Here is a 13,411-nt window from a genome sequence, read left to right as displayed (position 1 = left end):
CATGCTACCGGCCCGGCCCCTGGCCGCTGGCAGAAGGTGACGGCCGTCTCGCGGACAGGATCCAAGCGATGATCCCCAGTGCCAGGAGTGCGCCGAACACCACGGCAGCGATGACAACCCATTCACCGAAGCCCGTCCGGACTGCCGAAAAGAACTCCTGCTTGAACAGCTCTGCAACACCGTTGCCACTGGAGAGGCTTCCCATGAGTCCGCCCGCCAGATCCACCACCGCCGACCACAGCGCAGCAAGCACCAAGCCCCCAAGTCCGAGGGCGACCATCACCAAAGAGCGGCGACGCGCAGCAGCGAGGGCCAACAGGACCGAAACAACCGCCCCCAGGGCGGCAAGCCACCAGAGCGGGGCGAAGGCCGCCACCCGCTCAACCAGTTGCTTTTGGGACGGTTCACCCATGGTCACCAAACTTTCCGCCGGGACCTCAATCTGTAGTCCGCTGGCGGAGGACAGGCGGTCGCGGATAAGCCTGATGAGTGGGCCAATGTCCAGGAGCAGCGCTGTATGTGACACCGTCTCCTCCGGTTGCTTCCCCCCTCCGAAGTTCAACCGATGACTGTTCCTGGCCGTTTCTTCCCATGCTTTGGGATACTCAGGCCATGACTGCATTCCGGCGGCAGCTTCCCTGAGGGCATCCGCAGCCACCGATTTGAGTGGTTCCGGAAGATTTACGGAGGACTCGAAGTTCCCCACTGCGGCGGTAGCAAGTCGGCTTTGGAACTCGGGATCCTTGCCCAGCGCGCTGGCCAGGTGGACGAAGCCGTCCTCCTTGACCACATTGACGTCCGCCCAAGCGGCCGGAACTGCGACGGCCGTGAGCAACAAGGCGAGGACCACTGCCACCGCGGAAATGAAACTGCGCAAAAGTCATCCTCGGGGTAAGGGGCCAGTGCCACCATCCTAGGTCTGTCCACAGGATAGAAAAAATGTCGGGCTCCAGTGCTAAAGCTATGGATAGAGTTGGAAGGCCGGCCCAGGGACCGATTGGCCGCGACCACGGCCGCACAGCTAGCGAGGATATACACATGCAGGTAAACGCACGGATCACCCATGGCAGCTGACGCGACCCCGGAATCGACGCTGCCAGGTACCGCTGCGGAGACCAGCCCGGATAACCCCTGGCCCCTGCAGTTGCTGTCAAGGAAGCTGAAGGCCCACATCGAGCGCGCTCCCGCGGCGTGGATCGAAGGTCAGGTCATCGAACTCAACCGCCGTGGCGGGAACGCCTTCCTGACTCTCCGGGACGTCGATGCCGAGATTTCCCTGCCGGCATCAGTATGGTCCACGGTCCTCGATCGCCAGAAGATACCCCTTGAACGTGGTTCCCGGGTGGTCGCGCTGGTCAAGGCCGACTTCTGGGTCAAGACCGGACGCCTGAATATGTCAGTCAAAGACATCCGGCCCGTGGGTCTGGGTGATCTCCTGGCCAGGATCGAGCGGCTGCGTCAGGCCCTTGCCGCAGAAGGCCTGTTCGCCGACTCCCGGAAGCGGAAGCTGCCCCTGCTCCCCCACCGGATTGGGCTCATCACAGGGCGGGATTCGGATGCCAAGAAGGACGTCCTTCGTAATGCAGCGCTTCGCTGGCCGGCCGTTGAGTTCGACGTTCGCGAGGTAGCTGTCCAGGGCAATACGGCCGTTGCACAGATCATTGCCGCGCTCCGTTCCTTGGATGCCGATCCACATGTGGATGTCATAGTCCTCGCCAGAGGTGGCGGCGCTTTGGAAGATCTTCTGCCGTTCAGCAATGAGGATTTGATCAGGGCCGTGGCCGCGGCAACAACTCCAGTGGTCAGCGCCATTGGCCACGAAGCTGATCGTCCCATCCTGGACGACGTGGCTGACCTGAGGGCGTCGACACCCACCGACGCCGCGAAACGCATCGTTCCTGATGTCACTGAGGAACTCGCCATGGTCCGCCAGGCCCGGGACCATCTTCGCCGGAGCATTGGCAGGATGGTGGACAGGGAGACGGACCGGCTTCACGCGTTGAGGTCGCGGCCCGTCCTGGCAACGCCGGACACCATCGTTGCAGCGCGATCAGAGGACATCACCCGTCTTCAGCGGAGGTCGCATGCCGCCGTCAGCACAGCCGTGGTCCGGGCGCTGGACCAAGTCCACCACTTGCGTGCCCAGGTACGCGCGCTGTCTCCACAAAAGACCTTGGACCGCGGCTACGCCGTTGTCCAGATCGTCGGTGATGACCAAGCTGGACACACAGTGGTCAGCAGCCCGGCTCAGACTCCCGAAGGCACGCCGCTGGCCATCCGCGTGGCCGAAGGCCGCTTCAGGGCTGTGTCCACCGGGCAAGCACAACTCGTCGAGCGCTGATTTCGCGGCAGCTGGATTTCGCGGCAACTGCACGGCACATACACTCATCATCGAATGCGAAGGACCACCATGACAGAGAACAACCCCGCAGCACCTTCACCGGATTCCTTGGATTCCCTCAGTTACGAGGAAGCCCGCGAACAACTTGTGGCGGTGGTCAGCCGGTTGGAAGCAGGCGGAGCCAGCCTTGAGGAATCGCTGGCGCTATGGGAGCGGGGCGAGGCGTTGGCTAAACGTTGTGAGGACTGGCTTGAGGGCGCCCGTAAACGACTGGCTGCAGCCAGGGACGCTACCAACGACGGCGGAGCTGCCGCCGGCACAGCCTAGCCGGCTCCTGCACTAGCCGCTCCGGAACTAACCGACTCCGGGAGACCAGCTCACACGACGAAAAACGACAGATTCCGCCGTTCAGGATTCCTCCACAAGCGCGCGTTCAGTGGCGACGTCGAAATCCGCCTTCGGCCACTCCAGGGACAAGCCCTCCAGGGCGTCCAAAAGCAACTGCTGGACTGCGATCCGCGCGTACCACTTCTTGTTTGCCGGAACAACGTGCCAAGGGGCGATGTCCGTGGAAGTCTTCTCAAAGGCCGTGTTGTAGGCATCCATATAGTCTTCCCAGAAGGCCCGCTCCGCGAGATCACTCCGGTTGTACTTCCAGTGCTTGCTGGGATCATCAAGCCGCGCGAGAAGACGCTTCTTTTGCTCATCCTGGCTGATGTTGAGCATGACCTTGACGATGGTTGTTCCCTGCTGGACCAGCCTGGACTCGAAATCATTGATAGCGGCGTAGCGCCGTTCCAGTTCCCCGGCGTCCGCCCATGCATGGACGCGGTGGATCAGGACGTCCTCGTAGTGGGAGCGGTCAAAGACTCCCACCATTCCAGCGGCTGGCGCCTCTTTCTCGATGCGCCACAGAAAGTCGTGCGACTTTTCTTCGTCAGTGGGTGCCTTGAACGCCTTCAGCTGCACGCCCTGGGGATCCATGGCGCCCACGACGTGGCTGACGATGCCTCCCTTGCCCGCAGTATCCATGGCCTGAAGAATCAGCAGCAGCCGCTTGTTGCTCCCGAACTTCCCCTCTGCGAACAGCTTCTCTTGCAGTTCAGCAAGCCGGGCATCCTGCGCGGCCAACAAAGACTTGCCGTCGGCCTTTGCGCCGGAGTAGCCAGGTGTGGCCGAGGGATCGACGCTGGCCAGTGAAAACCCGGGCCCAACCCTCAACGCCTTGGCTGGACTTTCGGTGAACTCAACTGCAACGGGCATGGCTTGCCTTTCTGCCTGAACGCGACCTCGTGACGCGGCCATGGACCTCAGGCTAGTTCCCGGGGTACCTCGACAGGAAGTCCGCCATGCGGCCAATTGCCTCTTCAATATCCTTGACGTTGGGCAGCGTCACCATCCGGAAGTGGTCCGGCCGCACCCAGTTGAAGGCACGTCCGTGGGAGACCAGGATCTTCTGTTGCTTCAGCAGGTCCAGGACGAACTTCTCGTCGTCGCGGATGTGGTAGACCTCTGGATCCAGCTTGGGGAACAGGTAGAGGGCGCCCCTGGCCTGCTGCGTGCTGACACCCGGGATCGCGTTCAGGAGGTCGTAGGCTTTGTTGCGCTGCTCCAGGAGCCTGCCACCGGGAAGGATGAGATCGTTGATGCTCTGGTAGCCGCCAAGCGCTGTTTGTATGGCGTGCTGTGCCGGGACGTTGGCGCACAAGCGCATATTGGCCAGCAGGTTGATGCCTTCAAGGTAATCGGCAGCATCCTTCTTGGGACCCGAAATGCCCATCCAGCCGGCGCGGTAGCCGCAAACGCGGTAGGCCTTGGACAGGCCACTGAACGTCAGGCACAGGACGTCGTCCCCGGTCAGTCCGGCAAGGTTCACGTGGACAGCGTCTTCGTAAAGGATTTTCTCGTAGATCTCATCTGCAAACAGGACGAGGCCATGCTTTTCGGCCAAAGCAACGATCTGTTTGAGCGTGTCCTCGGGGTAGACGGCGCCCGTGGGGTTGTTCGGATTGATGACCACGATCCCCTTGGTTCGGGGAGTGATCTTGGATTCCAGGTCCTCAAGATCAGGTTGCCACCCCGACTCCTCATCACAGAGGTAGTGGACGGGCCGGCCGCCAGCCAGGGCAACGGAAGCCGTCCACAGGGGGTAGTCCGGCGTGGGAATAAGCACCTCATCGCCGTCTTCAAGGAGGGCCATGAGGGACATGGTGATGAGCTCGCTGACCCCGTTGCCGAGGTAGATGTCATCAACGTGGATGTTTTGGATCCCGCGGGTTTGGTAGTACTGGGATACGGCCGTCCGGGCCGAGAAAATGCCGCGGGAATCGCTGTAGCCCTGGGCATTGGGCAGGTGCCGGATCATGTCCACCAAAATGGCGTCAGGCGCTTCAAAGCCAAAGGGAGCCGGGTTTCCGATGTTCAGTTTGAGGATCCGGTGACCCTCTGCCTCCATCTGCTGGGCGGCCTGAAGAATCGGTCCACGGATGTCGTAAAGGACATTATGAAGCTTGGTGGACTGCTTGAAATTCGCCATTCATCAAATATGCCACACCGGGGATGGACTTCAGCTGAGACTTAACTCACAGATACGACGACGGCGGTGACAGCCCCGCACGGGTCCGTCACCGCCGTCGGACGCGGTTTGCGTCAAGCGCTACTTAACGATGCCCTTGTTTTTCAGCCAGGCGGCTGCGGCGTCCTTGGGGCTTTGCTTCTGGTCGCCGCTTACTGCGCGGTTCAGGTCCACCAAATCGTCGGTGGTCAGGATCTTGGACACGTTGTTGAGTGCGTCCTTGGCCTTGTCCGTCATTTTGGCCTTGCTGTAGAGCGGCAATACTTGCTGGGCCTTGAAGTTGTTTTTGGGATCTTCCAGGACCACGAGGTCGTTGTCGGCGATCGAGGGGGTGGTGGTGTAGATGTCAGCCACCTGGACCTTATCCTCCAACAGCGCCTGAAGCGTCAGGTTACCGCCGCCGTCGTTGAATGGCTGCAGGCCCTTGAGCTCGCAGTTGTAATTCTTCTTCAACCCCGGGAAACCGTACGAGCGGGTCTCGAACGTGGCCGGAGCAGCCATGGTGAAGTCCTTGCACACCTTGGCCAGGTCCTCGATGGACTTCAACTGGTACTTCTCGGCTGTAGCCTTGGTGACTACCATGGCGTCCTTGTCCTCTGCCTTGGAAGCGTCCAGCACCGCCAAGCCGTCCGGAAGCTTGCCCGGGAGCGCCTTGTACACATCCTCAGCCGAGACCTCCGCGGCCTCCGGATCAACGTAGGAGAGCAGGTTGCCGGAGTAGTCCGGGACGAGGTCCACGGACCCGTCCTGGACAGCCTTGAAGTAGATTTCGCGCGAGCCGATGTTCGGCTTGGTCGTGGCCGTAATGCCCGCGGCGTTCAGGGCGCCCGCGTAGACCTCGCCAATCACCTGGCTCTCCGGAAAATCGGCCGACCCAACGACGAGCGGCCCACTGGAGGCGCTGGATCCACCGGGAGCAGAAGTGGATGGAGTGGCCAAAGGGCTGCCGCCGCACGCGCTCAAGGCGAGGGCCACACCGACGCCGGCCGCGAGGCCGCCGAGTCCACGGCGCGTAAGGGTCATGGGAACGGGATTTTTCATGGTGTACCTCCTTGAACGGCAGCCGCGGCGGGAGCTGTGGCTGTGAGATCGTCGGCCGCCGTATGGCGTCCGCTTGAGTCGAGAGTGAGGCCAGGTGAGAGGACCAGCCTCTGTAAGGCGGCCAAAACGAGGTCCACTGCGATCGCGAGGGCAGCGATCAGAAGCGATCCACCAAGCATCCGCGGAAAGTCCTGCAGGACAAGACCATCGAACAAATATCGGCCCAGGCCACCCAGCGGCAAGTAGGCGACTACCGAAACTGTGGCAATCACCTGCAGAACAGCTGTCCGGATGCCGCCGAACATCACCTGGAGGCCATTGGGGAGCTCAACGCGGAACAGGATCTGAAGCTCCGTCATGCCCATGGCCCGGGCTCCGTCCACCACTGTGGCATCCACACTGGAGATACCCGCGTACGTCCCGGCAAGCAACGGTGGAACCGTGAGGATCACCAGTGCCCACACCGGCGGCATCAGGCCGCTGCCCGCCAACAAGGCAAAGAGAACCAGTAGACCCAGGGTGGGCAGGGCCCGCAGGGCACCGGCTACGGCCACCGCGACCACCCTCCCGCGTCCTGTGTGGCCAATGTAAAGGCCCACAGGCACTGCAATGGCCGCGGCGATGAGGAGCACCAGCCCGCTGTACTGCAGGTGCTCGGAGAGCCGGGTGGGAATGCCTCCGCTCCCCCTCCAGTGGGTGGGGTCCGTCAGCCAGGCGATGGTGTCCGTAAAAACGTTGCTCATGCCGATGCACCCGCATCCGGCTGTGCTGGGGCGTGAGGCAAGGATGGTCCGGTCTTCGGCTCCGTGAGCAAAGCGGTGCCGTTCTTGGGTTGGCTCCGGCCGCCAGCTGCAGCACGTGTCCACGGAGTCAGCAGACGCTCCAGTACCACCAGGACTGCATCCATGATCAAGGCAAGGACAAGGATGGCGATGATGCCAACCACGACTTCGGTGACGAAGGTCCTCTGCAAACCATCGGTAAACAGGATTCCAAGATTGCCAACTCCCAGCAGGGCGGCAACGCTGACGAGCGAGATGTTGCTGACCGAGACAACGCGGAGCCCGGCGAAGAGAACCGGGAGTGACAGCGGGAGGTCCACCTGGAAGAACCGGGCCGAGGGCTTGAATCCCATGGCTACGGCGGCATTTCGAAGATCGTCGTCAACCGAGTCAAACGCATCCATGGCAGCACGTACCAGCAAGGCCACCGCATAGATCGTCAAAGCGACCACGACGTTGAGGGGATCGAGGATCCGTGTGCCCAGGATGGTGGGCAGGATGATGAAGAGCGCCAGGGACGGGATGGTGTACAGCAAGGACGTAGCCGTAGCCACCACAGACCTCAAGGTACTGTTACGCCGGGCAAGCTGAGCCAGGGGAATGGAGATCAGCAGCCCAAGAAGCATCGGAATGAGTGCGAGCACAAGGTGCTGGCCGGCCAAGCCGAACACCAAGCCAATGTTCGCCAGGAACCACTCCATCAGGTGGCGTCCTCCCTGTGGCGGCGGACTTCCTCAATCAGGGCAAGGACTTCCGGCGCCTTCAAGACACCGGCCACCCTGCCGTCGTCGTCCACGGCAACGCCCAACCCCGACGGCGAGGACAACGCCGAATCCAGCGCCCGGCGCAAAGTGTCTCCCTTATGGAAGAGTGAACCACCGGGGATCAGCCCGGCACCGTCCCGGGGCGAGGACCACCCCAGGGGACGTGATTCGTCGTCGACCACCAACGCCCACTCCCCCGACCGGCGGCCGGCGTTTTGACCCTCGATTTGTCCCACCATGGTTACGGGGTGGAGCCTCACGGAGTCTGCGACGTCAAAGGCGAGGTGGCGGAAACCACGGTCCCTGCCCACGAAGGAGGCCACGAAATCGTTGGCCGGCGCCCGGAGGATTTCTTCCGGGGCGGCATATTGGGCAAGCTTGCCGCCCACCGCAAAGACTGCCACCTTGTCGCCCAGCACCGTGGCCTCGTCAATATCATGCGTGACAAACACGATGGTTTTAGCCAGCTCACGCTGAAGGCGCAGGAGTTCCTGCTGAAGTTCATCGCGAACCACAGGGTCCACGGCGCTGAACGGCTCGTCCATCAGAAGCACCGGTGGATCGGCCGCGAGCGCGCGGGCCACTCCGACGCGCTGCTGCTGACCGCCGGACAGTTGCGAGGGATACCGCTTGCCAAGGACAGAAGCCAGCCCAACGACGTCGAGAAGTTCTGCAGCACGTTTGCGCGCATCCGCTTTGGAGACGCCGTTGAGCCGCGGAACGGTGGCGATGTTGTCCAGGACGGACCTGTGCGGGAGCAGCCCGGAGGACTGCATGACATAGCCCATGGAGCGGCGAAGCTGCGCTGCCGGCACTGTGGAGACATCCTTGCCTGCCACCGTGATGGTGCCCGAGCTCGGCTCCACCATGCGGTTGATCATGCGCAGGGAAGTCGTCTTGCCACAGCCCGAGGGACCGACGAGGACGGTGATGGCTCCCTTGTCGATGGACATGGTCAGGTTGTCGACGGCCGGCTGGCCGCCTTGGTATCGCTTGGTCACGCTCTGGAACTCAATCATGGCTTCAGCCATACCCGGGCCTATCTTCGGCGGACGATCTTCACCCAGCGTAGCCAGCACCACCGACGATGTCAGCGACGCCACGTATTCCGTAATGAATCGGCAATGTTCAGCGTTTGCGTCGTTTGCCGCCCTTTGCTGCGCGTTGTTCGGCCTGATCGTACCGGTGTCTTTCCGCGGCGCGCTGTCCCCTGTCCGCCGACATCACCTTTTGATGCCATTCGCGCTGATAGGCCCGCCTGGCTGCGCCATCGTGTTTCCGGTTCAGGGCCGCCAGTTCGCGTTGCAGTTTGAGGTAGCTTCCCCACCGGCGCGCGTCAAGGCTTTCGTCGGCGAGCGCCTCCTGGACGGCACACCCCGGCTCGGCCTGGTGGGAGCAATCGGCGAAGCGGCAGAGGGCGAACAGTCCCTCAAGGTCGCCGAACATCTCCTCCATTCCGTCCTCGGCGTCGAACAGCCCAAACCCGCGAACACCCGGAGTGTCCATGAGCACGGCACCGCCTCCCAGCGGCACCAGTTCCCGGGAGGTGGTGGTGTGCCGTCCCTTACCGTCACCGGCACGCACCTCACCCGTTTCCTGGAGATCGAGTCCGGCGAGGGCGTTGATGAGCGTTGATTTGCCGGCGCCCGAAGGGCCGAGCAGCACCAGCGTGGCCCCTTCCGGGATGTGCTGCCGGAGCTCCTCCAGGCCGTCGCCCTGCTCTGCGGACGTGGTGACCACCTCTACTCCGGCGGCCTGAAGAATGACTTCGCCTACGACGTCGTCTGCCAGGTCAGCGAGGTCGGCTTTGGTAATGACGACCAGCGGGGTTGCCCCGGAATCCCAAGCGGCCACGAGCGTCCGCTCCAACCGGTTATGGGTAAGAGGCCGGTCCACGGGCACTATTACCGCCACGATGTCGATGTTGCTGCCCAGGATTTGTTCTTCGGAGGATGCCTCGAACGCGCGCTTGCGGCTCAGTGCCGAATGCCGTGGAAGAACCTCGACGACGGATGGCTCACCGGCGCGGTTATGCCCAAGCCACACCCAGTCCCCGGTGGCGGGAACCAAGCCATGCCCGGGATAGGGGAGATGGAGCAGGCCGCTGTTCGAGGCTACGAGCACGCGGTTCCTGTCGAGGCGGACTACCCTTCCCGGAGTGTTGTCGCTCGTGCCGCCGTCCGTAGCGGGGTTGGTACGGAAGAGTTCAGCGGTGCTTTCGGTATATCCGTAGGCTGTTGGGCCTTCCAGGCGGTTGCCGTCGCCCGCGTTGCTGAAACTGATTTTTGGGTCGCTTGAAGAAGCGTAAGTTTTCACGTTGAAACCTCTGCTGAGGCCCGGCCGCCTACCTCTGGCAGGCTGATGCCGGGACAGGAATGGTGGTGTGATGAGGGTGCGCCGCGCGTGAGTGCGGGGCGCGCACGATTATGGCAATCATCAGTTCCACCTCCTCGGCATCCAGGCCGGCAGCTGGCGGGCCGGCAACGTTCTACAGCGTAGCCAAGCCAAGGGGCTTTGGCTAGTTTTTTTGAAGTCGCGCTTAGTTGAGCTTCCCGTCAGCAGGCCGCTCATTGTGCAGGCGCAGCGCCACGTCCACCAAGGAGACCCGGTTGAGTTTGCCGATGTCCTCCAGGGGAATCCACGCAGCATGGGTAGTGCTGCCGTCCACCTCGTGCGTCAACTCGCCACCGACGATCGTAGCTTCGTAAACCAGCCGTAGCGCTTGGAAGTCCCGCAGCGAACCGTCTGCCAGGGCTTCAGCGGGCCAGTGCCCGACGTCGATGCCCAGCATGCGATCAATCCGGGCCTCGTAGCCGGTTTCCTCAAAGACCTCGCGGCGGCATCCGTCCACAGGATGCTCCGCAAGGTCCAGTCCCCCGCCCGGCAGCGTCCAACCTTCTTTGCCGTCCTGCTTCCAGTAAGCGAGAAGAATCCGGTCCTCCTGAATGATGACGGCGTAAGCGGCAGGGCGGGTATCGAACTCCAGGGTCATGGTGCCAGCTTAGTTGGCAGCTACTTCTGAGTCGGTCTGCACTAAGGCAATTCGGCCGCCGCTATTGGCCCCGCCTCTTCCGGGCCAAGGTCCGGTCCTTCGCGGAGCTCGACGACGGTTCCCGCCTTGACGAGCTCCAGCACCTTGATGCTGTTGAGGCCAATCTTTACCAGAGGCGCCGGGGCGTACAGGGTGACCTGCGGCCCTTTGTCCCAGTACCGACCCAGCAAGAAGCCGTTGAGCCACACGAAGCCCTTTCCGGAATCCGGGAGTGCAATATATGTATCCCCCGGTTCCCCAGCCTCGAATTCCGCTCCCGCCAGTCCTTCAAGGTCCTCGGGCGCCCATTCAGCCAAAGCCACGGGCGTCTGCGTCCAATGGAAGGTGTAGCGCTGATTGATCAGGACGCCGCCCAGGATTCCTTTGCCATGCCCGGTCAGGGGTCCGTAGTTGATGCGGCCCAGGTTCTCTACCAGGATCTCCAGCTTGGCCGGGACGCCGGTTCCGGTGACAGCCAACCCTTCGGCCCCATTCACATCGTCCAGGACCCCGGCAAACTGACCATCCACCCAGATGTAGGCGCGGTCATTCAACCCTGTGATTTTGAGGCGGCTCTCCACTGGAGCCTCGGGGCGTCCCGGGAGAGTCGCTTCGGCTGCATAGAGGACCATGCCGGCGTCGAGCCCCAACTCTTCAAAAGTGAGCGGTTTGACGCTGCTAACTGGCTTGCCCGAATCGCGGACGAGATCCAACAGGTCCAGGCCTTCCGTCAGGGCCAGCGACTGCGCTGGAAGGACCGGCGCATCCGCGAGCAACTCGACGGATAGTTCAGGAAGGTCCTGAATGCCCTGGGCGTGGTAGAACTCCTGGCGGAAGGCATGGAATTTGGGCGTCAAGGCTCCGTTCTCGGCAATGGGGGCATCGGAGTCGTAGCTGGTGACCGTTGGCTGGAGCATGGTGCCATCGTGGTTGCTGCCCGATCCCAGGCCAAAGTTGGTGCCGCCATGTGCCATGTAGACGCACACCGATCCACCAGCATCGAGCATCTTCCGTGCTTCCGCAGCGGCGTCATGGGCGTCGCGGCGGTGGTGGCGTTCGCCCCAGTGGTCAAACCAGCCACCCCAGAATTCGACATTGAAGAAGGGCTCGTCCGGTCGACGCCGCTTCCAGATTGCAATGGCCTCATCACCCCGGCTTCCCAACGTGGCTGTCGCCCAGGTCCCGTCCACGGAGCCGCCGTCGAGGAAGTAGTCAGTACCGCCGTCGGCTGTGAACAGCAGCTCAGTGATCCCGCGCTCCTCCAACGCACGGCGGTTCCAGCGGATGTACTCGTGGTCGTCGCCGTAGCTGCCATATTCGTTCTCGATCTGGACGGCGACGACGGGACCACCCGCCGACGCCTGCCGTGAGGCGACGTGTGGGAGAAGGTGATCAAACCACTCCTCGATCGCGGCCGTAAACTGTGGATCCATGCAGCGCAGGCCGATCCCGGGGATTCCGGTGAGCCAGGCCGGGAAACCGCCGTTGTCCCACTCCGCGCAGATGTAGGGTCCTGGCCGGACAATAACGTCCAAACCTTCCTTCGCGGCGAGGTCGATGAAACGGCCAATGTCCCGCCAGCCTGTAAAGTCCGGCGACTCTTCGCGCTTAGGCTGGTGGAAGTTCCAGGCAACGTAGGTATCAACAGTGTTGGCGCCCATGGCCTTGAGTCGACGCAGCCGGTCCTGCCACAAATCGGGGTGAACGCGGAAGTAGTGGATGGCTCCGGCAAGGATGCGATACGGTTCACCCGAACGGTAGAGGACGGCGTCGTGGTAGCTCAAAAGGGCGTTGTTCACACGGAACAGATTAGCTCAATTTCCAACATTTATGCACAGGTGATGAACACATGACCAATCTTGACACTTCGCCGGCGGAGCAAGTCTGCCCCGCTGCCCATGAAGGACAAGGCCCGTGCGTCCAGCTGTGGCCAGAGCGCGAAGTTCCGCTTGGTGGAGTCCGCGCCATGAACGTGTTCCGCACCTTGCCCCAGCGCGGGTTGCCCACCGTTGGCGCTTGGTGCTTCCTGGACAGTTTTGGTCCCGACCGTGTGGCAATGAGCGTTCTCCCCCACCCTCACTGTGGCCTCCAAACCGTGACATGGCCGCTGGAGGGGGCCGTGAGGCACCGCGACAGCGTGGGAAGCGATGTGGTGGTCAAACCGGGTGAACTGAACATCATGACCGCTGGCCATGGAATCTCCCATTCTGAATTCTCGGTCCTGCCTGCGGCTACGGCGGCCGGAGCGGATGACGAGATTCCCATGTCGCGGGGACTCCAGTTGTGGGTTGCACTCCCTGACGAGCACCGGCACCGCGAACCCTCCTTCGAGCAACACACCGAGCTACCAGCGGCTGCTGGCGAAGGCTACACAGCAACGGTGATGGTGGGTGAATTTGCCGGTGAACGCTCCCCTGCCACTATGTTCAGCCCCATCGTGGGTGCTGACATCACCGGCGCAGGTACGCTCCAGCTTCCACTGCGCCCGGACTTTGAGCATGCAGTGTTGGTGCTGGACGGCCACCTGGTCATCGACGGCGAAGACATCGAGCCGGGCCCCTTGGCCTATCTGGGTGCCGGCAGGCACAACCTGATCGTAGAGGCCCAACCGGATACCCGTTTCATGCTTTTGGGTGGCGAACCGTTCGGGGAAGACCTCCTGATGTGGTGGAACTTCGTGGGACGTACGCATGAGGAAGTGGAAAAAGCGCGTTTGGAATGGGAAGCCGAAGGCCTGCTCGACGACGACGCTGCCGCCACTTCACGCTTCGGACTGGTCCAGGGCCATGGTCCTGACGCCGGGCCGGAAGCCGGTCGAATCCCCGCGCCGCCGCTTCCGGGCGTCAAGCTGCGTCCCCGTACCCGGGGCTGAGATCC

At 62.5% G+C, this 13,411-nt stretch carries 13 protein-coding genes; 3 read left to right on the top strand and 10 right to left on the bottom strand.

Annotated elements, in window-relative coordinates:
* Positions 1-4 precede the first annotated feature (4 nt).
* The gene (locus AC1DD7_RS10565) at positions 5-877 is read right to left on the bottom strand and encodes a hypothetical protein (protein WP_477514926.1); all 873 of its coding nucleotides are present in this window, start codon (positions 875-877) and stop codon (positions 5-7) included.
* Positions 878-1,063: 186 nt separating this feature from the next.
* Here AC1DD7_RS10565 and xseA point away from each other — a divergent pair, with 186 nt between their 5' ends.
* Together xseA and AC1DD7_RS10555 are read left to right on the top strand one after the other, a co-directional pair.
* Positions 1,064-2,341, top strand: coding sequence for an exodeoxyribonuclease VII large subunit (gene xseA / locus AC1DD7_RS10560; RefSeq protein WP_477514925.1), 1,278 nt, complete (start codon positions 1,064-1,066; stop codon positions 2,339-2,341).
* A gap of 69 nt (positions 2,342-2,410) precedes the next feature.
* On the top strand, positions 2,411-2,668 hold the full coding sequence (locus AC1DD7_RS10555) for an exodeoxyribonuclease VII small subunit (RefSeq protein ID WP_477514924.1): 258 nt from the start codon (positions 2,411-2,413) through the stop codon (positions 2,666-2,668).
* 81 nt (positions 2,669-2,749) lie between these two features.
* Here the strand turns inward: AC1DD7_RS10555 and AC1DD7_RS10550 are convergent, their stop codons facing one another.
* From AC1DD7_RS10550 to AC1DD7_RS10510, 9 genes are all read right to left on the bottom strand, one after another.
* On the bottom strand, positions 2,750-3,604 hold the full coding sequence (locus AC1DD7_RS10550) for a polyphosphate kinase 2 family protein (protein WP_477515172.1): 855 nt from the start codon (positions 3,602-3,604) through the stop codon (positions 2,750-2,752).
* 52 nt (positions 3,605-3,656) lie between these two features.
* The gene (locus AC1DD7_RS10545) at positions 3,657-4,877 is read right to left on the bottom strand and encodes a pyridoxal phosphate-dependent aminotransferase (protein ID WP_477514923.1); all 1,221 of its coding nucleotides are present in this window, start codon (positions 4,875-4,877) and stop codon (positions 3,657-3,659) included.
* A 120-nt stretch (positions 4,878-4,997) separates the two neighbouring features.
* Positions 4,998-5,957, bottom strand: a complete 960-nt coding sequence (locus tag AC1DD7_RS10540; protein ID WP_431115845.1) for an ABC transporter substrate-binding protein — start codon at positions 5,955-5,957, stop codon at positions 4,998-5,000.
* Positions 5,954-6,700 carry an ABC transporter permease gene (locus tag AC1DD7_RS10535; RefSeq protein WP_477514922.1) on the bottom strand — a complete coding sequence of 249 codons (747 nt, stop codon included), beginning with the start codon at positions 6,698-6,700 and terminating at the stop codon, positions 5,954-5,956. The genes AC1DD7_RS10540 and AC1DD7_RS10535 overlap by 4 nt, the downstream gene beginning before the upstream one ends.
* Positions 6,697-7,440 (bottom strand): ABC transporter permease, encoded by a 744-nt coding sequence (locus AC1DD7_RS10530; protein WP_477514921.1) that lies wholly within the window; start codon positions 7,438-7,440, stop codon positions 6,697-6,699. Before AC1DD7_RS10530 ends, AC1DD7_RS10535 begins: the two co-directional genes overlap by 4 nt.
* Positions 7,440-8,534 (bottom strand): ABC transporter ATP-binding protein, encoded by a 1,095-nt coding sequence (locus AC1DD7_RS10525; protein WP_477515171.1) that lies wholly within the window; start codon positions 8,532-8,534, stop codon positions 7,440-7,442. The genes AC1DD7_RS10530 and AC1DD7_RS10525 overlap by 1 nt, the downstream gene beginning before the upstream one ends.
* A gap of 97 nt (positions 8,535-8,631) precedes the next feature.
* Entirely contained in the window at positions 8,632-9,819 is a 1,188-nt protein-coding gene (rsgA, locus tag AC1DD7_RS10520; RefSeq protein ID WP_477514920.1) for a ribosome small subunit-dependent GTPase A, read from the bottom strand.
* A gap of 223 nt (positions 9,820-10,042) precedes the next feature.
* Positions 10,043-10,495 carry an NUDIX hydrolase gene (locus AC1DD7_RS10515; RefSeq protein ID WP_477514919.1) on the bottom strand — a complete coding sequence of 151 codons (453 nt, stop codon included), beginning with the start codon at positions 10,493-10,495 and terminating at the stop codon, positions 10,043-10,045.
* Between the two features lie 41 nt (positions 10,496-10,536).
* Positions 10,537-12,333 carry a glycoside hydrolase family 35 protein gene (locus AC1DD7_RS10510; protein WP_477514918.1) on the bottom strand — a complete coding sequence of 599 codons (1,797 nt, stop codon included), beginning with the start codon at positions 12,331-12,333 and terminating at the stop codon, positions 10,537-10,539.
* Between the two features lie 50 nt (positions 12,334-12,383).
* Between AC1DD7_RS10510 and AC1DD7_RS10505 the strand changes: the two genes are divergently transcribed.
* Positions 12,384-13,406, top strand: a complete 1,023-nt coding sequence (locus AC1DD7_RS10505) for a pirin family protein (RefSeq protein WP_477514917.1) — start codon at positions 12,384-12,386, stop codon at positions 13,404-13,406.
* Positions 13,407-13,411: the final 5 nt, after the last annotated feature.

The sequence above is a fragment of the Paenarthrobacter sp. 10L412 genome, from assembly GCF_056395565.1.
Note: the sequence above shows the minus strand (reverse complement) of the source record. Positions and strands in the feature narration are given on the sequence as shown.